The sequence below is a fragment of the Methylophilus sp. DMC16 genome, assembly GCF_056314045.1.
In genome coordinates this window covers 79,727-104,453 of the sequence record NZ_JBQUZC010000001.1, presented here as the reverse complement: position 1 = coordinate 104,453, position 24,727 = coordinate 79,727, and the positions used below count along the sequence as shown (strand labels likewise).

General features: G+C 51.3%; 16 protein-coding genes. 2 read left to right on the top strand and 14 right to left on the bottom strand.

Going from position 1 to position 24,727, the window contains the following annotated elements:
• Positions 1–24: 24 nt before the first annotated feature.
• The 13 genes from ACT53D_RS00470 to ACT53D_RS00410 all read right to left on the bottom strand — a co-directional run bounded on the left by ACT53D_RS00470 (position 25) and on the right by ACT53D_RS00410 (position 19,387).
• The gene (locus ACT53D_RS00470) at positions 25–1,218 is read right to left on the bottom strand and encodes a type II secretion system F family protein (protein ID WP_476153968.1); all 1,194 of its coding nucleotides are present in this window, start codon (positions 1,216–1,218) and stop codon (positions 25–27) included.
• A gap of 15 nt (positions 1,219–1,233) precedes the next feature.
• Complete coding sequence (gene gspG, locus ACT53D_RS00465) at positions 1,234–1,689, bottom strand: type II secretion system major pseudopilin GspG (protein ID WP_476153966.1); 456 nt, start codon at positions 1,687–1,689, stop codon at positions 1,234–1,236.
• Positions 1,690–1,702: 13 nt separating this feature from the next.
• A complete protein-coding gene (locus ACT53D_RS00460; protein ID WP_379075007.1) occupies positions 1,703–2,995 on the bottom strand; it encodes a TolC family outer membrane protein in 1,293 nt (430 codons plus the stop codon).
• Between the two features lie 299 nt (positions 2,996–3,294).
• On the bottom strand, positions 3,295–4,644 hold the full coding sequence (locus ACT53D_RS00455; protein WP_476153964.1) for an HlyD family type I secretion periplasmic adaptor subunit: 1,350 nt from the start codon (positions 4,642–4,644) through the stop codon (positions 3,295–3,297).
• 2 nt (positions 4,645–4,646) lie between these two features.
• Positions 4,647–6,383 (bottom strand): type I secretion system permease/ATPase, encoded by a 1,737-nt coding sequence (locus ACT53D_RS00450; RefSeq protein WP_476153962.1) that lies wholly within the window; start codon positions 6,381–6,383, stop codon positions 4,647–4,649.
• Entirely contained in the window at positions 6,380–8,095 is a 1,716-nt protein-coding gene (locus tag ACT53D_RS00445; RefSeq protein WP_476153960.1) for a type I secretion system permease/ATPase, read from the bottom strand. Before ACT53D_RS00445 ends, ACT53D_RS00450 begins: the two co-directional genes overlap by 4 nt.
• A gap of 63 nt (positions 8,096–8,158) precedes the next feature.
• Positions 8,159–10,414, bottom strand: a complete 2,256-nt coding sequence (locus ACT53D_RS00440) for a calcium-binding protein (RefSeq protein ID WP_476153958.1) — start codon at positions 10,412–10,414, stop codon at positions 8,159–8,161.
• Positions 10,415–10,646: 232 nt separating this feature from the next.
• Positions 10,647–11,519, bottom strand: a complete 873-nt coding sequence (locus ACT53D_RS00435; RefSeq protein ID WP_476153956.1) for a hypothetical protein — start codon at positions 11,517–11,519, stop codon at positions 10,647–10,649.
• 103 nt (positions 11,520–11,622) lie between these two features.
• A complete protein-coding gene (locus tag ACT53D_RS00430; protein ID WP_476153954.1) occupies positions 11,623–12,543 on the bottom strand; it encodes a hypothetical protein in 921 nt (306 codons plus the stop codon).
• A gap of 186 nt (positions 12,544–12,729) precedes the next feature.
• Entirely contained in the window at positions 12,730–13,713 is a 984-nt protein-coding gene (locus ACT53D_RS00425) for a hypothetical protein (protein ID WP_476153952.1), read from the bottom strand.
• A 78-nt stretch (positions 13,714–13,791) separates the two neighbouring features.
• Positions 13,792–17,469: a TonB-dependent receptor gene (locus tag ACT53D_RS00420; protein WP_476153950.1), complete on the bottom strand. Its 3,678-nt coding sequence runs from the start codon at positions 17,467–17,469 to the stop codon at positions 13,792–13,794.
• A 336-nt stretch (positions 17,470–17,805) separates the two neighbouring features.
• On the bottom strand, positions 17,806–18,858 hold the full coding sequence (locus tag ACT53D_RS00415; protein ID WP_476153948.1) for a FecR family protein: 1,053 nt from the start codon (positions 18,856–18,858) through the stop codon (positions 17,806–17,808).
• 25 nt (positions 18,859–18,883) lie between these two features.
• Positions 18,884–19,387 (bottom strand): RNA polymerase sigma factor, encoded by a 504-nt coding sequence (locus ACT53D_RS00410; protein ID WP_194748541.1) that lies wholly within the window; start codon positions 19,385–19,387, stop codon positions 18,884–18,886.
• Positions 19,388–19,964: 577 nt separating this feature from the next.
• On the opposite strand from ACT53D_RS00410, the gene ACT53D_RS00405 reads away from it, so the two are divergent.
• The gene (locus tag ACT53D_RS00405) at positions 19,965–21,107 is read left to right on the top strand and encodes a GGDEF domain-containing protein (protein ID WP_476153946.1); all 1,143 of its coding nucleotides are present in this window, start codon (positions 19,965–19,967) and stop codon (positions 21,105–21,107) included.
• A gap of 328 nt (positions 21,108–21,435) precedes the next feature.
• Positions 21,436–22,617 (top strand): EAL domain-containing response regulator, encoded by a 1,182-nt coding sequence (locus tag ACT53D_RS00400; protein WP_476144220.1) that lies wholly within the window; start codon positions 21,436–21,438, stop codon positions 22,615–22,617.
• Positions 22,618–22,670: 53 nt separating this feature from the next.
• On the opposite strand, the gene ACT53D_RS00395 is transcribed toward ACT53D_RS00400, so the two are convergent.
• Complete coding sequence (locus ACT53D_RS00395) at positions 22,671–24,578, bottom strand: putative bifunctional diguanylate cyclase/phosphodiesterase (protein ID WP_379074973.1); 1,908 nt, start codon at positions 24,576–24,578, stop codon at positions 22,671–22,673.
• Positions 24,579–24,727 lie beyond the last annotated feature (149 nt).

Sequence of the window (24,727 nt, the reverse complement as noted above, 5' to 3'; positions counted from 1 at the left end):
GCGACCCTTCATTTGCGGCGCTCATTATTCAATCGCGCCGGCCAACTCAAAAATCGGCATATACATCAACACCACCACCAGCCCGACAATGAGGCCGATGATGACCATCAGTGCCGGTTCCAGCAGCTTGCTTAACCACTCGACCCGGCGCGCGGTATCCTCGTCGTAAAACACCCCAATCCGCCCCAGCATCTCGTCCAGCTGGCCGCTGCGCTCACCCACGCGCAACATGCGGTTGGCGATGGAAGTGGTCAAACCATGCACCTCCATGGCACCAGACAGCGGCTTGCCTTCACGCACGTCAGCGATCACCTGCTGCAAGGCGCGTTGCATCTCTAGCGGTAACAGAGACTGCACCATGCCCAGGGCAGTCAACAAGGGAATTCCTCCCTGTAACAACATCCCCAGCGTGCGGTAAAAGCGGGCCAGTTGATAAATGCGCAAGGCCTCACCCAAACTCGGGATCTGCCAGATTTTTTTCATGATCCAGGCCTGGCAAGCCGGACGCGAAAACAGCAGCCACAGCATGGCGATACCGCTGATGGTACTCAATAACACCAGCTCACCGTGCCCTTGCAGCAACTGCCCCCAGCGCAGCAGCATCTGGCTGGCCCACGGCAGCTTGTCGCCGCCACTTTCATAAATCGTGCTAAAGCGCGGCACCACATAGCCGAGCAGAAACAGCACCACCAGCCCGCCCACCACGATCAGCAACACCGGATAAATCGATGCCGCAATGATTTTTTTGCGAATGGCATCGACTTGGGCCTGGTAAGCGACATGGCGTTTGAGCGCCTGTGCCATATCGCCGGTGCGCTCGCTGGCACGGATCAAGGCCACATACAAAGGGCTGAAGACCGCGGGTTGCAAAGCCAGCGCCTGCGACAACGGCAAGCCTTCATACAAGGCTGTCCGTAAAGCGGTCAGCACCGCTCTTGAGGTCTCTTGCTGCTCTTTCTCCGCCAGTCCCTCAATCGCCTCTATCAAACTCAGGCCAGACTCCAGCAGCGCCAGCAACTCCTGGCTAAACAAGCTGAGCTGAAAGCTGTTTTTCTTGATCAGCCATTGCGGAAGCGCCAATCCTTGACGCGGCTGACGCACCTGCAAGACGCCATAACCACGCGCCTGCGCCTGCTGACGTGCAGCCTGCGGGTCGGCCGCCTCCAGCGACATCCAGCTGACCTCGCTGCCCTGCAATACCTTGAGCTCAAACTTCATGACGAGATGGCTGCTTTACCAGTTACCCACATCGCTATCGGCGTCCTGGCCACCCGCCGCGCCATCGCTGCCCAAGGTCCAGACATCGTAATCGCCATGCTCGCCGGGCGCGCGGTATAGGTAAGGCCGCCCCCACGGATCAGCGGGTACGCCTTTGGCCAGATAAGGCCCCTGCCACTTGGTCTCGCCACTGGGGGCCTGATTCAGCGCCGCCAGCCCTTGCTCAGTCGATGGGTAATGCCCGGTATCCAGCCGGTAGGTGTCCAACGCACGTGACAAGGCCTCAACCTGCGCTTTGGCAGTTTTGGTTTCAGACTTCCCGATCTGCGCAAAGTACTTGGGGCCGACATAGCCAGCCAGCAGACCTATAATCACCATCACCACCAGCAGTTCCAGCAAGGTAAACCCCCGGTGTGTGTTTGGCGCAAGTGTGGCAACTGGACGGATTGCAGATTGATTTTTTTTGGACATGATTTACCCCCGACTACTTGGTCATAAACAATTGGCTCACGCGATTAAGCGTGTCCAGTGACAACAAACCACTGCTGAACTGCAAGTTCACCCAGTCGCTAATCAGGCTGTAATAAGCCTTGGTCAGTGCCAACTGGTTGTTAAACAGCTTTTGCTGGGCTTCCAGCACTTCGTGGTTAGTTTTAAATCCAGCCAAAAATCCTTTTTGCGTGCCATCCAGGGCCACCCTGGCCGACTGCACCGCCTGCTGGTAGGCAGTGACGGATTGTTGTTGTGCGTGCAGGCTCTGGTAGTACTTGCGCACATTGAACTCCACCTCGCGCAACTTTGCGGTCATGGTTTCTTCACTGGCGGTCAGGCGGCTGGCACTCTGTCGCACATTGGCACTCACATACCCACCCGCAAATAAGGGCACATTCATCTGCAATGCCAGCGTGGTCGTGTCAAAACGCGAGCCCAAGGTGTTATTACTGTCGTTCTGGCTGTAAGAGCGCACACCGACCAAATCCAGCGTCGGATAATGCCCGGCCTGTTTTTTCTCGACATCCTTTTTCGCAACCTCAATATTCTGGTAGGCCGCCGCCAGCTCAGGGTGGTGTTGCCGTGCCAGCGCCAGCCAAGTCTCCAGCGGATGCTCGGCTGGACTGAGTTGGTTCAAGCCATCGACCAGCAGTTCGGCAGACAAGACATGCGTGCTGCCTGTCAGAATCTGCAAGCTTTGCTGACTGGCCTGCAAGTCATTATTGGCTTGCAAGTGCTCCACTTTAGCCACATCCAGATTGGACTGCGCCTCACTCACCTCGACCACGGTGCCACTGCCGCGCGTATAACGCTGTTCTGCCTGTTGCAATTGCTGGCTGACCGCCTCCAGCTTGCGTGCCTGCACCGTTACGCGGTCTTGCGCGTACAGCGTTTCCAGATAAACCGACACCAGCTTGAGGATCAGCTTTGCGGTTTCCTGCTCCAGCAATGACTCCTGCGCACTCACGTAAGATTTGGCGCCGCCATACATGGCGAGCGTCTCTTTGTTGTACAGCGGTTGCCTGACCGAGAGGCTGTAATTTTCGAGCGAATAATCAAGTTCACTATTGACGGCCCCCAGCGTGGTTTGCGTCGTGCGATCCGTATTGCCGCGCCCCTTGAGCAAGCCCAGTTGTACCTTGGGGTAAAACATTGCGCGCGCCTTGGTCAACTCTTCACGCTCGGCCTCGGTATTGGCCAGCGCAGCCCGGTAGTCTGCATTATGGGTCGCCGCCAGTTGATACAGACTGTTGAGGTCGGCCTCGGCGATGACTATCCCTGGCAACGATAAGCCTGCAAGGAGGCAGACCAGTCTTAAAATCCGGAATAGACGCAAAAATATAAATAGAGAGACATATAAAGCAACCGCCATTGGAAAATACGTTATCAGTGAGTGAGCAGGATAAAGTGCAAGGCGCACGGAGCGGACGAGCCGAGACAACCAACGAAGTGTTGCGGTGTAGGCTAACTCGTGTAGCGATGTTAAGCGTAGCGGCCGTAACCACAGTACAAATAGTACGGCGAGGTTAGGAGTACCGCGTAACGCATCAATTTGCCTGCGCAGCCACTGAGAACGTGTTTCCATTATTCTTCTTTCATTGAAGCGGCTAACCGCTTGCTCAGCGGATGCATCAGGTAATTCCACAGCGTGCGTTCCCCGGTCTTGATCACGACCTGTACTGGCATGCCCGGCTGTAACTGGCGGCCTTGCAAGGCTTGCACGCCTTTGTCTGTCAGTTTGACGCGGGCCAGATAATAACTCTGGCTACCTTCAGGCGTAGCGGCCGGTTTGCTCAGCAGGTCTTTGGAAAGGGATTTGAGCTGGCCCTCTGCCAGCAGTTGCGGACTGTTGGCAAAGGTAGAGAAGCGGATATCGGCCGCCTGGCCAACATGAATTTTGTCGATCAGGTGCGGAGGAATCTGTGCGTCCACAATCAGCGCTTCGCCCGAGGGCACAATATCCATGAGTTTTTGCCCAGGCTGGATCACGGCGCCCACGGTGTGTACCTGCAAGCCCACCACCTGACCTGAGGCTGGCGCACGGATTTCAGTCCGCCCCAGTTCTTCGCGCAGTGCACGGACTTTTTGGGCATCGGCCTCGACTTGCAATTTGACTTGCGCCATTTCTGCATCAATGTCTTTTTTCTCCAGCTGTTTGCGCTGATAAATTTGCTGTTGCAGCTCGAGAATGGCCCGCTGTGCACGCAACAGATTGGCCTGTGTGTTGGCCCGGTCGCCATACAGGGCCGCCACACGTTGCTCCAGGTCATTTTGCTGGTTGCGTGGCGCATAGCCCTCGGCCGCCAGCGCGCGCACGCCTTGCAGTTGTTCTTCGAGCAAGCGCAATTGCGATTCATGACTGGTCAACACGCCGCGATAGCCTTCTATCAATGCCTGATAGCCGGCAATGGCCTCTTGCTTGGCCGCAATATCCGCCGCCAGCGCCGACACTTTGGCCAGCAGCAACTGGCTCTGGTTACGCATCTGTTGCTGAATCAGCGGGTCGGTCTGCTGGCTGATCAAATCCGGGTGAAAATCAATCAGCGTGCGCTGCGTCTGCTCGGCGCGCAAGCGGTCTTCCTGCGCACGCAACCCGGCATAACGGTGACGCACCTCTTCATACCGCGCCTTGCTGGCCTGCGCATCCAGCTTGAACAATACCTCGCCGGCATGTACTTCCTTGCCTTCGTGCACCAACAGCTCACTCACCATGCCGCCCGACAAATGCTGCACCACCTTGTGATTACTTTCCACGCTGATCACGCCTTCGGTCGGCACGCCCTCATCCAGAGGCGCCAGGGCTGCCCACAGCACAAACCCGGCCAGGCCCGCCAGCAAAATCAGGGCGCCTTTGCGTGCAGGCCTTGCGTTATGCGCATAGTCTTCAATGGCATGGACATTGTCAGGGACAGGGCTGGTCGACATCAGCGACATGTTTACTCCGTAGTAGCCAGAGGACTGGCTGCTTGTAACTGGTTTAAATAGACGATGCCGGCATCACGCGGCCCGTGGTGCAATACTTCGCCGCGCTTGAGCACCAGCAGGTCGTCAGTGATCTTGAGGATGCCGGAACGGTGAGAAATGACGACGATGGTCGTGTTGAGGGTTTTCAGCGCCTGCAATAGCTGCAGCAGCCTGGCTTCGCCAAACTCGTCCAGGCTGGCATTGGGCTCATCCAGCACCAGCAAGGCGGGCTCTTTGTAAATGGCGCGGGCCAGACCGAGCAGCTGTCGCTGGCCTCCTGACAAGGGCAAGCCTTGCGCATCGAGCCGAGTATCGTAGCCTTGTGGCAAGCGCAAAATGGCCTCGTGCAAACCGACACGCTGGCAAGCCTGCAAGATATGCGGCGTCTCGAGTGGCCCAAAACGCGCCACATTCTCGGCAATGGTGCCTTCGAGCAAAGACACTTGCTGCGGCAGGTAACCCACGCTGGTGAGTGACTGCCGCACATTGGCAGGCGTCAGCAAGGTCTGGTTGACTTCATAGCGCCCGCGCTCGGCAAATACCGCCCCAACCAGCAACCGGGCCAAGGTACTTTTGCCTGCCCCGGAGGGGCCCATCACGCATAACAGGCGGCCCGGCAGAATGCTGACATCCACCGCCTGCAGCAACGGGCGGGCCCCATGACTGACCCCGACCTGCGTCAACTGCAAGGTATAGGGCCGCAACAGGGGCGCAGCGGCGACGGTTTCCATTGTTTGCACCTCAGCCCCCGCCTTCACCGGCACACCCGCCATCATTTGCTGAAGCTCACCGGCGGCCGTCTTGGCTTGCAACCACTGGCGCCAGCTTTGCACCATGACATCAAACGGTTGCAGCGCACGCGCAATCAGCACATTGGAAGCCACCATGGAACCGACACTGATCTCGCCTTCAATGGTCAACCACGCCGCAATCGCCAGCATGAGCGATTGCAGGCAATAACGCACCCATTTGTTGAGAAACTGGCTGCGATCACTCTGGCGTTGCCAGTGGTCTTCGGTTTCGGCTTGCTGTGCCAGCAACTGTTGCCAATGCTGGCGCAAGGTCTGCATCATGCCCAGCACATGACTGGTCTGTGCGTGCTGAATTTTCTGTTGCAAAAAATGCTCGGTACGCTGGCGGGCGGCGTGGGTTTCCTGACCAGGCTGCGCCAAGACATGCTGATGCCTCCAGGCCACCAGGCACTGCACCAGACAGAATGCAATTGCGGTCATGCCCAGCAGCGGATGCAGGGCAAACAGGACGGCGATGTAAATCAGGCTCCAGGGAATATCCAGCAAGGCAAACAAGCCCTGCCCGGTCAGCCACTGCCTGACTGCCGTCAATTGCTGCAAGGCCTGTTGCGGCACACTGGAAGCCAGGCGACCAGGATCAAAGGTGGCGGCAAACACCTGTTTGCCAAAGCGCAAGTCAAACTGCACTCCGGTCTTCACCGCATACAAGCTGCGCAACCAGTCAGCCCCCGCCATGAACACAAGCAAGCCGGCCGTCAGCAGCGTCATCGCCACCAGCGTCAGCGTATTACGGCTGAGCATAACCCGGTCATACAGTTGCAGCATGTACAGCGTGGGCACCAGCATCAGCACATTGGTTAAAAAACTCAGCCAGAACATCTGCAAAAATGCACCCTGAAAAGGCTGCATAAATGCCCACATCGGCGACTGCCGCCATCCGCCCGCTAAAGCCATCATAAACTCGCCACCTTGCCGGACTCCGGCTGAAAACTGGCCAGCACCTCGGCCGGTTTGCCAAAACGGATCATCTGGCCCTGACACATCACCAGCATGCAGTCGGCGATGCTTAAAATGTGTTGCAAATGGCTGATGATGACAAAGGTAGTGCCCTGTTGCTTCATGCGTGCAATCGCCTGCTGTAACAATCGCTCACTGGTGGTGTCGAGGTTGGCATTGGGCTCATCGAGCACCACAAAACGCGGCTTGCCATAAAAGGCGCGGGCCAGGCCAATCAACTGCCGCTCACCGCCAGACAGGTGCATGCCAGATGCGCCAATCACGGTATTGAGCCCCTCTGGCAACTGCTGCACCCACTCGTTGAGGCCCAGTAGATCGAGTACCTCGGCCAGGGCGGCAGGATCAGGCATTTGAAAACGGCAAATATTATCCACCAGGCGGCCATCAAACACATCGACCTCTTGCGCCAGATATCCCAGCGAAGGGCCGAGCTGGTTTTTATCCCAACGGTAAATATCCACCCCATCCAGGCGTACCCGGCCGGTGGTGGGGGCCAGCAAGCCGACCAGCAATTTGGCCAGTGTGGTTTTGCCTGACGCCGAGGCGCCAGCGACAATCAGCACCTGCCCCGGCGCAAGCTTAAACTGCACCTGGCGGATAAACGCCTCTGCAGGCGTTTTGCCTGCTTGTGGCATGGCATAACCCAGCTGGTCTACACTCAACTCACCCACTGGCGGCGGCAAGACCATGCCGGGCGCAGTGGCTGGCGCGCCCGCCAGCAAACTGTCTATGCGTTGATACGCGGTCCAGGCTTGTTCATAGGTTTTCCAATGGCCCACACATTGCACCAGCGGCGCGAGCACGCGGGCAGCCAGAATCGAGGCCACAATCATCATGGCGCCGCCGTTGTACAGATCACCTGCAATAAACAGGTAACAGGCCAGGCCCAGAATCAAGCTGGTTTGCAGGGTTTGCAGCCAGCGGGCAGCCGCGGCGCTTTTTCCCGCCAGCGCCGAGGCTTGCGCCTGCTGCCACAAAAAACCGTGCTGGTGTTGCAGCCAGCGCTGCTGCATGGGCGCGAGCATGGCCATGGCATGCATGGCATCGCCATGACGGCTGATGCTGGCAAAATAACGGTGTGACTCGATTGCATGCTGGTTGGCCTGCGCCATCAGCGGGGCGACGCGAGACTGGTTATGCCAGGTCAAAATCAATTGGATGGTGAGCCCGGCCAGGGTAAGCAAGCCCAGTGCCGGATGAATCCAGAACACGGCCGCTAAAAAAATCAGGCAGAACGGGGCATCTATCAGGCTCAAACAGGCAGAAGAATGCAACACTTGCTTGAGGGTAGAGAAATCAGAAAATACCTGGCTGGCAGGGAACTCAGGCATGGACAACCTGCTCGCAAATACACGTTCAAATACGCGTTGTTGCAACAGGGATTCAAACTTTTTGGCCGCTGACTGCAACAAATTGCGGCGCTGCCACTCGAGCGCTTCCATCACCAGATAGGCAAAGGCCGCCATCACGGTGAGCATCAGCAAGGTCGAAACATTACGGCTATTAATGACGCGGTCGTACACCTCCAGCATATACCAGGAGGGCACCAGAATCAGCAAATTGGTCACTACCCCAAACAACCATACCCGGCGCCACAACGGCCACAGGGCGGGCAATGCTTGCTTGATGGTTTCAGCTTGCGACAACTTCATCACGACTAAGGACTTTGATAGAGCGTATCGGCAGGCAGGTTTCCCTGCCCGCCTATCCGGTACTTAAACGACAACAAAGTCCGACACAGACACTGTGCTGACACCTGTCAACACTGCAATGTCTACCTTGGCACCGCTACCATTACCATCTGCGTCATAGCTGAGGGTTTTAGTGGTGGTGTTGTAAATCAGGTAATCATTGGCGTCTTGCGCAGTGCCGGTGCTGTTCACACGCAACATGCTGCTGTTAAACCCTGCCAACTGGCTGTACTGATCCAGGTGCAACTCGATTTTGTCGGTGCCACGGGTGAAATCAGTGATGGTGTCTACCCCGGTCAGGTTAAACGCCGTGTTGGTATAGGTTTGCACGCTAGTAGAAGAGCCAGTCACGACTTGCTCGTAGACTTTGCCGAACACAAACGTATCCGCGCCGCCATTCCCTGTCAGCGTATCGTTACCACCATTGCCAACAAATACGTCAGCCTTGCTGGTGCCGATAAAGGTTTGCTGGTTAGCATTACCTTCAAAACGCAGACCATTGGTGGTCAAGCCAGAAGCATCTACGACCACATTGTTGATGGTGCCGCCGTTGTTACCCAGGGTGTTGGAGAGATCAGATACCGTGCCGTTGGCTTTGAAGTAGTAATGATCGTTGAGCAATTGCAGGTCAGTGTTTTCAACATTCAAACGACCGACAGTGCCGCCCACTTGCACCACTTCCATAGACTGGAAGTTGTCGTTGTTGAGCACAACAGTGCCGTTGGCTTTGGTATTAGCACCGATACCGGTAGTAATACGCAATGTATCCACGCCATCACCACCCACGATCACATCATGCTTGTCGCCTGTCGCAATCCACTCTTTGTTACCGTCATCTGCTTTAGAAGTCGTGCCTTGCACACCACTACCAAAACCGCCGATCACAAAAATGTCATTGCCTTCGCCACCATCCAGGTAGTCAGCACCGCCATGGCCAATCAGCAAGTCATTGCCGCCGTTACCATAAACAGTGTCATCACCCAAACGCATGGTCGCGTAGTCAACACCCTCGCTGCCCAAGACGATCTCGTGTGCATCGCTGCCTTCGTTAGCACCGTCAATGCGGGTGAAGCTACCAGCTTCACCTTCTGAAGCGTCGTAAGTCACATCCACATTGTAGTAAAGGTGAGCAACAGAGAAGTCATCTACCTCAAACGCAGCCTTGTCGTATGTGACTGGTGTAGCACCGACAATGGTAGCGGCTGGCTCAAAAGTAGCCTCTTCAAACTCAAGTTCAACAGTGAGGTTTTCAACATCGCCACCGGCAACACCATGAATTTGGTAACCCGGGTTGATAAATTCACGACCAAGAGACTCACCATTTTCTTCAAGTTGCTCGGCTTCAAGAGTAATACTGACACCACTTGCAAGCTCAATCCGCTCAATACCTGAAAACTCAATTTCTTCAAACTCGCCTGACTTAGTAAACTCTAATGTATCAACGGCGTTGTAGCCAGCAACCGTTGTGGCAAATGTACTGATAGCTGATGAACCTGGACGCGTAACAATATTAAGACGTACATCTGTTTCGGTTTCTAATGCTACGTCCAAATCCTCAATTTCGCTTCGAGTATCAGTGACCGTATCATAAACCGTTCCATCATCATCTTCTACGTCAGTATAGCGCGCTTCTTCACCTTGGTTATCCAGGTCAGATACCCCGCCGACAATGGTTACACCAGTGGCATTTTCTTCTTCACCAATTACAAAGGTATCGTTGCCTTCACCACCTAGAGCGGTATCGCTAGAAGTTACATAGATCAAATTACCAACAACCGTCTCATCTCCAGCAGAGGCATCCCCAGCGGAAATCAAATCTTCGCCTTCGCCACCATCAAGGATATCATCGCCATCGCCGCCTTCAAGAATATCGTTGCCACTACCGCCCAACAATACGTCATTGCCTTCTCCGGCATTTAGAAAATCATTACCAGATCCGCCTGCAATATAATTGTTACCGTCTCCAGCATAAATTTGGTCGTCGCCACTACCACCGCTGATAATGTCATCACCTTCATTAGCAGTAATAAAGTCATTGCCAGAACCGCCATCAGCCGCATTATTACCTGAACCCAAGTCTATTGTATCGCTACCGCCGCCGCCCGCTACGAAATCATTTCCTGAGCCAGTAAGGATAATATCGTCACCATCACCACCAAAAACGATATTATTGCCTTCGCCTGCATTAATAAAGTTACTGAGATTATTGCCAACAATCAAATCAGCATCAGGCGTACCGGTATACTCAGTTTCCGTCGCATTAAAAATCTTAATAGCCATTTTAATACTCTCCTAAAATCAGATAACTCATTTCAAATAACTTCATTCGTATTTATTCTCTTTTGAGTCATCTATCGCTACAATTAGCAGGCATTTATGGCTGCCTGTTATACCAATTCACTTTCATCCCTGGTTAGGTATCGTTAAGCCCTTAACGAGATGTAAACTGAATTCTTCAGGTGGTCGTAAATGCACAACCACCTATAAATTATTTATCCTCAATACTGTCCTGCTAATACTGCTCGACCATTCCATCTACTGGCACCAATGCCGGTGCACTAATTTCTATGGTTTTTTTTCCATTCTGTCCCATCGTTCTAAAGCGTATTGCATTCGGTTTAGAAACAGGGTCCCGTGCATCGCATGCATATTTGATATAGAAAATAGATGAATTTGGCTGTGTTGTGCCATCATCATCCTTAAAACTCAAATCCGTTGTGAAAGTCACCCAATTGGCGCTGTATGCAGCTGCATTACTCTCACTAATTGCCACGTTTGGAGGTGGCGCATCCTTGACTGAGGGCAACGGCTTACCTGCCGCCGCTTTCACGCTCGTAAAAGTTCTACCTGCACGAAATAACACTTCCGTGCCGCCCCCTATCTCTGGCGCAGCTAGCTTGTAGAAATAAGCAATCGCTACATCACTCCCCTCAAACCCTGCACGTGCAATATCGTTCACTTCCCAATATTGCCCATTGGCCAAAGGAGTGTTTTTCATTTGCAAATGCGTGCCCAAAATACATTCGGTATTTTCCTTATTACGCCATATCGCATCGGTTAATACTGCTAAGTCTGGCCGCTCGCCAGCTTGCGATTTTGGCACTTCAATATCACTGACCTTCACTCCAACTAAACGGAAACCTTCTATTGGCGAATATGTAGGACTTTTCAGTAACTCCGGCGTACTAATGGAACAAATATTATTGCTATCTGTTTTAGGTGCTTCAGATACAGATAAGCCAAAATTTCCAGTAGGGTTGCATAGCACATAAGCTGATTCAGCATTGCCATTTTTAGGCAAAGTAACAAACCCCCCTTGGGCAAATACCTGTGTAGCAGCTAATGCACACCACAAAAACATCAATCCGGGATTCATTAATTTCATTTAAAACCTCAACCTTGCAAATTTTCCGAACATTCTCGGTAAATTATGCGCAACGGATTTCTCCGCTACGCATAAGCCGATAATTAAGCGCTACAACCTAAAGTTATGGTGCAGTACTTGTGCCAGGCGCGCGAGAAGTACCAGTCACAGTAACGAATGGTTGTGTTTCTTGCCCGGTTTGACGAAGTTCAAAATTGCCTGCTGTCGCGGTTGTCGTGTTGGCTGTACATGCTTGCTGAATGTACATAGTAGGCGATCCTGGGTTAGTCGAACCATCTTCATCAAGTGCTGCCGTGACATCTGTTGTAAAGTCCACCCAATTGTGGGTGCCGCTAAACGCTGCCTGTTGCTGCGCAGCACTAGGTGAGCCCGGAGGAGTCAATGTCTGACCGACACCATTGATTTGCACGCCTAATGTGCCACCTGCAGGTGGCAACACTTGGTAGCCCGGCGCAACCGAAGCACCACCAATCACGTTAGGTTGCATTTGTACAGATGTGAAAGTGCGACCTATACGAAATACCGAAGAGTTGGTCGACCCATTAGACTTTGCATAGCCTGCTGAAACCGCACCGGTATAGCCACCAAAGGCAAAGTCATTCACCTCCATACGGTTTGTACCAGAGCGTTGCGGGTTGTAGTCATGCGTACCTGTATTTGACATAATTACCTGTTTAGCATAAATGCATTGCGTAATTGGGCTATTGACAAACACACGCTCATTCAATGTGCCTAGCGTCTCGGAAAAAGCTGTGATCGTTGACGAGTTCGACGTTGATAGAGTAAAGCCTGGCTCTGGCGTGCTATTCAGGTTAAGCGCAGCACCAACCCCATTTGTCACTACGCACGCACTATCACTTGCCGGAGGCAAAGTATTGTCACTTTGAGCACCAAAATTACTTGCAGTGCGGCATTGCACATACGGTGTAGTACCGGATGTTGGCAATACAGCAAGCGCTGCCATTGCGGATGATGCAGATACGCTTAAAGCTCCCAAAACTGCTAATTTAAGTAATGAATTCATTATGTTCTCCATAAAGTATTACAATATGCAGGCATTTGTGGCTGCCTGCGGTACCAATTCACCACAAACGTTAGTCCCTCGTGAGTTCTATCCGCTTGCGGTTGAATCCTTATACGCATTAAGGGAGGTAGTTCGCAAATGCTCCTCCTTGTTCTTTTTCATTCTATTCTTACTACTCACTTTTCCTTATGGCGTAATATCAGTACTCGGCGCGCGCGATGTTCCCGTCACCACCACCCATGGTGAGTACCCAGCCCCTGTTTGCCTCAACTTAAAGCTATTTGCTACCTGGCTAGTTGTACTATTAGTACAGGCTTGTTTGATGTACATCTGTGGTGAAGCGGGATTTGCGGTTAAATCAGGCGATAAACCAGCTGACACATAAGTCGTAAAATCAACCCAGCTATTGCTAAGCGGTGCCTCTTGCTGTGCGGTACTAGGCGTGACCGAACAACCGGAAATCAATCCCACACCATTAATTTCTGTGCCTGGCATTCCCCCAATCGGTGGTAAAAGCGCCCAGCCAGCACATGGTGGTGCGTCCTCTAAATCTAATTGTCTTTTTAACTGAACAGAAGTAAATGTGCGGCCTATACGATATACCGATTTGTTAGTAGTCGCATTCGCCTTTGCATACCCTGCTGAAACTGCACCGGTGTAACCGCCAAAAGCAATATCATTTACTATCATACGGTTTGTACCAGCTTTGTACGGGTTATAATCATGCGCACCTGTATTTGACATGACTACCTGTTTAGCATAAATGCATTGGGTAATTGGTGATGAGCTATTGACAAACACTCGCTCATTCAGTGTACCTAGCGTCTCGGAAAAAGCTGTGATCGATGACACGTTGGTTGTTAATAGAATAAAGCCTGGCTCTGGTTTAGCATTAAAGTTAAGCGCAGTACCAACACCATTCGGCACTACACAAGCACTATCTGCCAAAGGCGGGAGGGTATTATCGGGCCCTGCCCCCGCCCCACTCCTACATGCCACATAGGCACTGCTGCCGGAGGTTGGCAGTGTGACGAAACCAGCCGCCCATGCTACTGGATGGAAAAATCCGGATACTGCAAATAGCGAACTTAAAACAGCTAACTTTCTATTGTGCATATTGTTCTCCTTCTTTTTTTGCAATTTGCAGGCACTCACGGCAGTCTGCTTCACCTTTAGTTCCGGCATAACTTAAGGGTTAGCTTTCACTGAACCTTATGATTAAAGCCCTGGCTTTCACGTTACACAGCCTTACCATTTATCCGGCACAAATTGGTAAGTCAATGTTACAAACGCTGACCGAGGCGCACCTATGCCAAGAAAGCTTGTGCCCTGCCATTCGCTACTGTTGTAGTTAAATCCACTTGCACCCACTACACCCAAAGTAGCAGGCGAGAAGGCATTTAAGCCCAGTCGTCCGGCACTGGCGTATTGTTTATTGAACAGATTATTAACCTGCAAACCCAACGTCCACTCCGGTGCCAATTTATAACTGGTTCGAAAGTTAAATACGCTATAACCTGCTGTTGTACCCTCACGGAAATCTGCACGTGGTACAGCTGCACAGTTGGCTGCATTACTAACTTCACACAAATTTAACGGCGTAGCTGGTCCTGCCTCATGTTTGTTATTCTCATTGCCGCGTACAAACGCCTCAGAATGCATAATCATATTGAGCCTGACATTCCATTTGTCGGTAATTTCGTAACCTAGATTGAAGTTGAGGTTGTGCAGCGGCACACCCGGCATGCGATTGCCTGGTTTGACCTTGATTTGGCCATAACTGCCTTCTTGATTAGCGTTCAAATCATATACATTACCCGCGCTGCTATTGTTTGGACTAGCCAGGCTAAACTCAGACTGGAAAGTAGCATCGGTCAACCCATAGTTAATACCAAAACTCGTTTTACCCCATTTGCCCTTTAAGCCCATCTCCAAGCCTTGGCGACGAGTATTGCCAATGTTTTGAAAGTAACTCTGAGTCGCGTTGACCGAAACAAAATAAATATCATCAGTTAAGTCGGTGCGGTAGACACTGGCGTTCCATTCGATATTGTCTGTCCATTGCCCTCTTGCCCCAAACTCCAGGCTTGTAGAGCGCACTTGTTTTAAATAGGGGTCACCCGACATGGCACCCGGCAGATTACAATTGCGGCGCTCTCGGAAGGTGCGGGGAACAAAGATAGGTGCGCCAGTCACAGGGTCAAACTTATCAAACACTGGGCTATCATCAAAGGCACAACCTAGCTCAATGGTAGTGGGCGTTCTGGCACCACGGCTCAAGTTACCATACAGATTTAAATCTTCACGCGCTTGCCAGGTAACGCCCAATGAAGGGTTAAAAGAACGGTATTTGAATTTTTCTTTTAATCCCGGATCCATGCCAATGATGCTATTGCCATCTTCACGCAGATATCCAAAGCTGGGATCAAAGGGCACAATGTAGCCATCCACCCCATTGGGGCATTCACTAGCATCCACTATGCCATCGTTGTTATTATCGGTACACAATGTCAACGCATTGAGCAAATTCAGGATGCGGTTGACATCGCCAAAACTGCCGAGACGACTTACTGCCAGTTGATTATTGACTCTGGTGTGGTTGAAACGGGCTGATGCCGTGATATTGAGCGTTTTAATCGGTGTCCAGGTCTCGCTGAAATACAGGCTTTTAGTGGTGTTGTCGCCTTTAAAGTCATTGAGGCCAAAGCCGTTTGCTTTGCTATTAGCATAATATTCCCACCCCAACTGGTCTGGCGCGGTGTAGGCATGGCGGTTTGCATCCAGCAATCCCAAGTATTGCTTACTCACATAGGTACTGTCCGACGTGTCGTAAGAAGCCCCCAGCATAAACTTATGTTGGTCCAGGTTCCAGTTGAGCTGCAAAGCCGCCCCTTTGCCAACTTGGTCTATCTGCGTATCGTTGAAGATAGCAGTCGGTGTACCTTCTATATAGCCAGTTTCAGAAAATCCATTTAACGCGCCATATTTCCCGTCGCGATAAATCTGGTTGCCGTTGGCATCAATAACACATGGCCCACCAACATTGTTCCCCGTGCTCGGTAATACACACAGATCAGGGTAATTCCCGGCATTCACTATGTTAAATAACTCCTGATACTCATGAAAAAAACCATTATCGTCGGTATATTTACCAAGAATACCGCCTGAAAGTGCGGCCTGCATAAGATCGTATTCGTAACTCAGGTCTCCAGTGGTGGGATGAAGCGTGTTGGATGATGGAATATAGCCCTTATCTAATAAAAAAGTATTGTTTGTAACAACCACTGCAGCTCGGTTATCCCAAGCGAACCTAACCAATTTGGCATATTGTGTAGAGGATATTGGTTCATTAAACACTTTAGGAATATTAGATTTGACACCAAAAGAGTCTTGGCTTTTGCGCGGGTCAGTTGTCCAATTCCATACCATATTGCCGGAACCATCGGCGGCCGCAACCTTCACCTGGTTGGCATTGGCTTGACTGCCGAAATCGGTGCCATAAGCCAGATTGTTGATATCAAAACCCTGGTCACCAAAGGCATTACCATTCTTATCCAGCGCGCGCCCATCCGCCCCGGCCGCCACGTTATAGGCATAGTCGTTATAATCTGGCAGGCCATCTCGGTTAAGATCTTGCAAGCCACCTAACAACTGCCGTGAGGGGTCTCTGGTGGTGGCAGATGCCTGTTTACTTTCGCTCCCCCCAAAATTATTATTCACATCCGAAGTATGACTTTTGCGCTTGCTTTTACGGTTGTATATCTGGCCGGTAATATTAAATTTATCAGTAACATCCCAGATGCCGCTTAATTGAAACTGCAGGAGATCGTTCTTACTTTCGTCGGGAGAGGTATAAACCTGCTTGGGATTCTGGTCGACCATTTGCTCAGGCAGCAAGCCATTACCCGTGAGTTTGTTGCCCGCATAAAGCATACTCAAGCCTAGCCTTGCGCGGTCGTTCTGCCACTCGGCCTTGCCGAACAGTTGATTCACCTTGCTGGGTGAATTATCACGCCAGCCGTCCTCCATAAAAAAGGTACCTGCCATAAAGCCAGCAATGACACCATTATTACCACCAGCGGAGATTTGGAATTGCTTGCGCCCAAAAGAGCCACCCAACACTTCCATATCTAACGATTTGCCATCAAAGCCACTTTTAGTTCGCATAGCGATCGCACCGCCTAGCGTTCCAAGCCCAAAGATAGGATTGGATCCAGGAAAAACATCCAAGCCAGTTAAGGCATTGAGCGGTAACATATCCCAATTAACCACATCACCAAATGGTTCATTTACTCGAATACCATCCAAAAATACCGAAATACCCTGCGCTGTGCCGAGCTGCGGGCTAGCAGTAAAGCCGCGATATTGAAGATCCATCTGGAAAGGATTACTTTGGTAATCGTTCACATTGACAGATTGCAGCTTGGAGTTCATTAAATCGGTTAAGCTGAGCGCGTGCGAATCTTTAATTTCTTTAGCGGTGATGCTTTGCACATTCCCAGGAATCTCTTCTTTGGTCAGTGCTAATCCAGGCATGGGACCCACCTCGTAGAATTTCTTGGCGCGGACTTCGACTTTATCTAAATCAAGACTTGATTTAGCTTCTCGCTTCTCGATACCAGACTTAGGAGCAGGCTGAATAAAAATTGAATTACCTTCAATTTTCCCCTGTAGACCGCTACCATCAAGTAAGCGTCTCAAAGCTTCCTTACGCGTCATGCGACCACGTACCTCGGGCGCGGTTTTCCCCGAAACAAGGTCATTCGGGAATGAAATACTCATCCCAGAAACTTCACCAAATATATGAAGCGAATTCGCCAAAGGCTGTCTTGGAATATCCACATTCACTGGCACGCTAAAAGTCTCCTCTTGCTGTGTTGGCAATTGGGTGTTCAGTGCTTCTGCCCAAGTGGGCTGTGTTGCCATCACGCTCAATGCAGTGAGCGCTGTGTGTAGTCCTCTTTTGTGTATTTTTGTATTTCTAATCACAGATTCTTCTCCTGTCCTATTGACTCATCTGTGAGCGCGACAAAACCCTGACGTTGTTAACTTAACTTTACACAATGGGTTTAGTTATGTTTTTTGAGCGCTAGAAAATCGCTTTAATAAAAGCCGATGAAAAGCCAAATATGGCGAGACTGGGGATCAGGAATTGGCCTGAAGGCTTAATCGTATGCGTATTTGCAAAGACTCATTTGCTGCGAGAAAAGGCTGAAGTAACGTGATTGATTACGCCCCTACTCAGCATCCCGCATAAAGTGATTAGCGCGTGCTATTGAGCAAAGTATATTGCGGCGTTTCTTGCAGCTTGACCGGGGCGATATTGGGCAGGCCGCGCAGGAAATGGTCGATATCCTGGATATTGATATCCGCAGAAATATTGCGCACCTGCTTGCCCTGCGCTTGCACGGGTTTAACGCGGTAGCGCGAAACGGTGTAAGCGATTTCGTCGATATCGGCGCGGTCAAATACCAGGCGGCCTTTCATGAAGGCAAAGGCGTCCGAGGCGGGGCGATTGACCAGTGCCATGGCGTGATTGGGGTAGACCTCGAGCACCTGGCCGTTGGTGATCTCCCTGGCGATGGCGGGCTGGCCTTCAGCGGTTGAGGTGGCCAGTTCAGCTTTAGAGTCGAGATTTGGTTCGACCTTGACCCGGCCATGATCCACGCTGATACGAACCAGTTGTTGCAGCCGGTTAACTGCAAAGCGTGTGCCTAACACAGTGACTTTGGCGGTATCGGTTTCAACGATGAAGGGGCGCTCTGGGTCTTTGGTCACTTCAAAAATGGCTTCGCCTTCTTTGAGCAGCACATGACGCTCGTGGCGATAGTAAGTGACTTGCATGTCGCTTTTGGCACTGAGGGTGACTTTGCTGCCATCATCCAGCGTTTTGGTGACGATTTGACCTACCGGGTTTTGCGCGGCCAATTGCATGACGGGCTGGGCCTGCCAAACCTGGTATTGCTGATGAGAGAAATACCCCATGATACTGATCATGCCTATCATGAGCAGTTGGCCGAGCCGGCGCTGCCGGGTTTTGCGTTTGGCCTCGTTGGCTAAAAACATTCGCTGCTCGGCGGCATCGGCCAAGCTAGAGAGGCTCTCCGCTGAATCCAGTTGCCGCATGGCACGGGCAATGCTGTCGTATTCAGCCGCATGGCGCGGATCATCGGCCAGCCACGCCTCAAACGCTTGCTGCTCGCTCCCACGTGCATTTTTCTCCTGCTCACGCAACCGCAAATACCAGCGCGCCGCCATCTCGCTCAAGGTGAGCGATTTGGCATTGAGTGGCTTGGACTGGGCGGGTTTTGACATGGTAGCAGTTGAGGTCAGTACGCCTTTAATGGTTCAGGCTTTGCTGAAAGGCACGGATATCCAGCATGGCACGAATCAGGTGTTTTTCTACCATGCTGGTACTGATATCCAGATGCAAGGCGATTTCACGTTGCTTCATTTCATCGACGTGGTAGAGCCAGAATACCTGGCGGCACTTTTCTGGCAATAAATCCACAATGCGCTGCAAGTGATGCAGTTTTTGCCGGGTTTCATACAGCTGCTCTGGCGTGCAGTCGAGGATCAGGGCGGTTTCGTCCATCTGCTCCTCATCGACAAAGCGGGTGCGGTACCTGAATTCATCGACCAGCAGATGATTCACGATGCCGTTTAAATAGGCCTGTGGCGACTCTTCACGGGCCGGATGGCTGGAGACGGCAAAAAACACCAGCGCATCATGCAAAATATCTTTGGCCCGCTGTACACAAGCTGTTCGCCGACCAATGCGACGCAACACATCCGTGTAAGCCCATTTTAAATCGATCCCGCACCATGCCAGTGTCTCGCTCATATCCTGCCACCCTACTTTTAGATTTATATTCATAGAGTGCAAAACGCATGCCACATGACACAACCACGTATAAGAGACTGATTCTCAATTATAAAAAAAATGAATAGGGAAAATTTCCTGACATAAAACAGGTTTAAAACAACCATATTTAATAAAAAATGGCTGATAAAAACCAATTTGGTTATGAAACATCTAACGACCGCCCCGCTGGATCGAGAGGGCTGCAACGCTAACACTTGTTTATCCGTCATGAATAGGCATCGAATCATGCTGGCATCACAGCGGGAAGCGCCAAACCGCCAAAATATTGGCGGCACGGCCATACCCCAAGCTCACAATAAATTGCAAAAATTAGCGATAAATTGAATCTGTGCTCTCCCCCTAGAAGCTCAAAGTTTTCGATAATAGCGCCAACTAACTGGCATCCATCGCCTGAAAAATGGATGCGGGTTCGGACATGGCTGCTTTCATCTGAAGTAAAACGCTTAATAAAGAATAAAACAAAGCGATATTTTGATGATCAAGCCGGTTGCCTCTTGCATAAGATAAGCTATTCCTGAAACCTGTACCGATTTTAATGTCACTGCTCCAGAAACCTGATGCTAACTTATTGCGCGCCCGCTACCACAGCCTGGTAAACGACGTGCCCGTGGTCATTTTTACCGCGATTAGCGCATTGACGATCCAAATGGTGGCGTTGCAGGGTGAGATTGATTGGAAATTTGCCATTTTGCCACCCATGTTGCGCTTGGTGATAGGGGTGATTTTGCTGTGGTTCTGGTACAAGCACAGGCATGACCAGCCACCGATCGAGAATATCCGCAAACGCCTGGATACCGCCTCTACCTTGCTGATACTGGCAGGCCTGTTTACCTTCTGGCGCAGTTTGTACCTGTTTCCAATCACGGGCAGTTTTTCGCATTATTTCTTAATCGTGCACAACACGCTGTATGGCTTGTGCTTTGCCTTTATCCTGAGCAAGCTGGGTGCAGCGGCTTATGCCTACAATGTGTTGCTGATTGGGGCGGCGGTGACCTGCGTGTTTCGCGGCGACATTGAACATCCCTATTTGGTCGCTATGCTGATTCTGGTGTTTGAAGTGGGCATGCTGTTAACCATGCGCGCCAGCAACAAGACCTTTGACCAATGGGTGAATGCAACCTTTGAAACGCAAAGCCTGCTTAAGGAAAATCAGCGGCTGGCACAACAGGATGTGTTAACTGCGCTGCCTAACCGGCGTCAGTTCTTTCTGCAAGCGGCACAACAGCAAGCCGAATCCAGCCTGGGTGAGCATTGTTTTGTTGTTGGCATTCTGGATCTTGACCATTTCAAACCGATCAACGATCAGTACGGTCACCATATTGGCGATCTGGTGTTAAGCGAGGTGGGCAAGCGGCTGGCTGCGATTCACACAGCAGACGTGCAGTTTTACCGACTGGGTGGCGATGAGTTCGCATTTCATTTATTGTCTGATTGCGAGCATCTGCGCCTCAAGCAAGTGTGTGCAGAAATCAGCCATGCACTGTCTCAAGCCATGCATATCGACGAACGGGTACTGACGGTGAGCGCGTCTATCGGCGCCTGTTCCACCTGCGACGCCAAACTCTCTGCGCAAACCATGTATGAACACGCAGACCAGGCGCTGTATCAGGTCAAGCGTGCCGGCCGCGGTCACTTGCAGATATACAGCGAGCCCCTGGACCTTAAAAAAATGGCATAACTTAATAGTAAGCCCTGCCCTTTTGTCTCAATGCACTTTCTAATCTTGCTAACGCATCATTATTGACCGATCACCGCCGCATGCGCTGGCGGTGCTAACACTTTTCCCGCCTCAAAATTTGGCTATTTATAACCAAACCAGCACATTTCCGTTTGTTTTCAGCCAAAACCATGTTCATTTTTTAAGCAAATTACATTACCATAAAACTTTACTCAGTCTAAACAGCCCAATGTGTTGAGGTTTATTCTCAGCGAACCCATTTAGTTTCACCCCTGCAACACAGCAACAACAAGAACGGCAATGAATGCCGATAAAAGGAGGTGGTGCAATGAGTACAAATACGCTATTGATTCTGGATGATGATGTCACGCTGACGACCCTGATGACTGCCGTCGCAAAAGATCTGGAATTTGAGGTCAAACACTGTGAAGATGGCAGGCAATTTATCGATGCCATCCTCGCCTGGAAGCCATCGCACCTGGCCATCGATTTGGTCATGCCGAGTATTGATGGCATTGAGATTCTGAAAACGCTGGCGCGTATGGACTGCCAAAGCAGCATTATCCTGACCAGCGGCATCGGTTCAGCGCTACTGCCGCTGGCGCAACTGACCGCCTTGGAACATCAATTGAATATCCGCGGCATTTTGCATCACCCGGTCTTACCGCATCTGCTGCAAAAACTGCTGGCGGACCATCCTTCCGTCGATTTGCATGCCACGGATCATACAGAAGTCGTCAAACCACTCAGCATAGACCACGAGAGCATAGACGAGGCGATCCGCCAGCAGCAATTCGTCGTCTATTATCAACCACAAATTGAGTTATTTACCGGCGAGGTGATAGGCTTTGAGGCCTTGCTACGCTGGCAACACCCACAGCAGGGCATCCAGTTACCCGAATTATTTATTCATGTGGCAGAAGACACTGGGCAAATAGAAGCCCTGACTGAATACGTGGTTGTGACTGGTATCCAGTTTATCCAATCCATCAGTTCAACCCTATGCTTGTCGGTCAACATTTCTGCCAAAAGCCTGCACAATGACCGTTTGATCATGATGCTGGAACAAGTCTGCCAACGGTTTGCCTTCGATCCCGCGCGCATGATTCTGGAATTGACCGAAACTGCCACCATGCTGGATACGCAACAGGCGGAAAGAATCCTGACTCACTTACGTGAACAAGGCTTTAAGCTCAGTATTGATGATTTTGGCACGGGCTATTCTTCGATGTCGCAATTAGCGGCGCTGCCATTTACCGAGCTCAAAATTGACAAATCATTTGTCACTACCATGGAGGCCTCTTCCAAATCACGCAAGGTGATCGCCTCAACGCTCAAACTGGCAGAAAGCCTGGGGCTAGAGACGATTGCCGAAGGCATAGAAAACAGTATGGCCGCCATCGGTTTACGGGAGCTGGGCTGCCGCTTCGGGCAAGGCTATTTTTTTGCCAGACCCATGGATGCGGCCGCCAGCAAAGTCTGGCTCAGCCACTGGAACGGACAACGCTGACCGCAGCAGCTGGCCCCGGCATATGGCCAAGGCATCGCCTGACCCGATGCCGGTCAGGTACGCAGGTAACTGACGATCTCGGGTTCAACCATCGGGCTGGCGTAGTAAAAGCCCTGGATAATCTTGCAACCCATGGAGGATAGCAAGTCGACTTGCTGCTGTGTCTCGGCGCCTTCCACCACGCAATCAACGCCAATGCCATGAGACAGGGCCAGAATGGAACGCACGATCATTTTGCTCTTCGGATTGGTTTCCATATCATGTACAAAGCTGCGATCCACCTTGATCTTGTTGAGCGGCAAACCTTGCACGTGACTCAGGCTGGAGTAACCGGTCCCAAAATCATCCAGCGCCAGGGAAACACCAGTTTGCCGTAACAACTCGATATTGTTTCTGCTCACAATAAAATCCTGAAGCAAGGCAGTCTCAGTCAACTCAAAGGTAATCCGTGCAGGATCGACACCACTGGCGGCGAGCATCGCCACCAGATCCTGCACCACCTTATCACTGATAATATCAAACGCCGACAGATTAAAAGACAAGCCAATCTGGGCAGGCCAGGCCTGCACGGCCTGCAAGGCCTGAGAAAACAAAGTCAGAGTCAGACTGGAGATCATGCCTATACTTTCAGCCACCGGGATAAATACACACGGGCTGACCATCCCCAGTGCCGGACTGTTCCAGCGCGCCAGACATTCAAAGGCGATGGTACGACCAGAGGGGATATCCACCATCGGTTGAAAGACCAGGAAAAATTCTTGAACCAGATCCGCAGAACGTAACGCCCGTTCGATTTGCAGGCGGCTTTGCAGCCGTTCAAGATGACGGGCCGAAAACAGCTCGGTATGGCTGCGCCCCGTGTTCTTTGCATGGTAGAGCGCATAATCCGCATACTCATAAAGTTTCTCTGACGTATCATCCACCTCAGGAAACACCGCAATACCGATAGAGGCGCTCAAATTGAATAACATCCCCTCTACGGCTACCGGCTCTTCAATCAGCGCAATCAAAGACTGACCAAGCTGCTTGAGCGCCGCTTCATCGCCAACAAAATGCTTGTGAAAGGCAAATTCGTCGCCGCCCAAGCGGTAGAAGTGAATAGGATGCTGACATCGCGGGTAATGCTTGAGACGCCGACCGATTTCCACCAGCACAAGGTCACCAATGCGGTGCCCATGCGCATCATTCACCTGCTTGAACTTGTCGAGATCAATGATGCCAATCGCAAATTTTTTGCCTTCGTTTTTCAAATGCTCCAGCGATTGCGCTTTAATCGTGGCAAAAAACTGGCGGCGGTTTGGCAGTTCAGTCAGCATATCCACATTGGCCAGGCGCGCATTTTCGGCGGCCAGATTTTGAGCGTGTAACGAACTGTAGACCAGGGAATCAAAGCTCTTGTTGCGGCGGTACATGGCAATCAACATGCCAATCTCAAAAATCAGGATCATGAATGCAAATGAATGGCTATATTCAATGTCGGCATACAGCACATAAGCAAGCGTGGTGACGATCAGCATCAGATTGTAAAGGTAGGCCGGCCGGCCAAGGCTGACCAGCAGAAACGGAAAACAGATGCCATATAGCGTCATCTGCACGACCAAAAAGTAGCGGCTGTAGCCAGATGAGTCTTGCAGCAGATGCAGGTCGCAAATCACAGTGGTGATGCCCGCCACAAGCAGCAAACTGGCGAAAAACTGCAAGCGTTTGCGAACCACATCGGTGTGCGGTTTTTCCTTGCGGTGAATAAACCAGTAGACAAACACTGCGGCCGAAACCAGCGTGAGCATGGCAGGCACGACAAAAGACCAGACAAAGGGCTCATTACGGTGAAACACCGAGATTTGTGTCAGCATCGCCACCACTGCAGCCACAATCACTACAGGCACATAAGGCAGCAACGAAAAGTATCTGGCGTAAAGGATGTTTTCGTCAAAATGACGGTAATATCGTAGGTCAATCATGGGTAACACATCAAAATCTCAAAATTCGGCCCTGCCGGAACAGCCGCAAACACGCCCTATTTGCAGCAGGTGAGTATATTGGCAAATAGGCCGGGGGTTTTGTTAAATAATGCAAAAATAGAGAGGATCAACCGCGGTTGATCTGGATG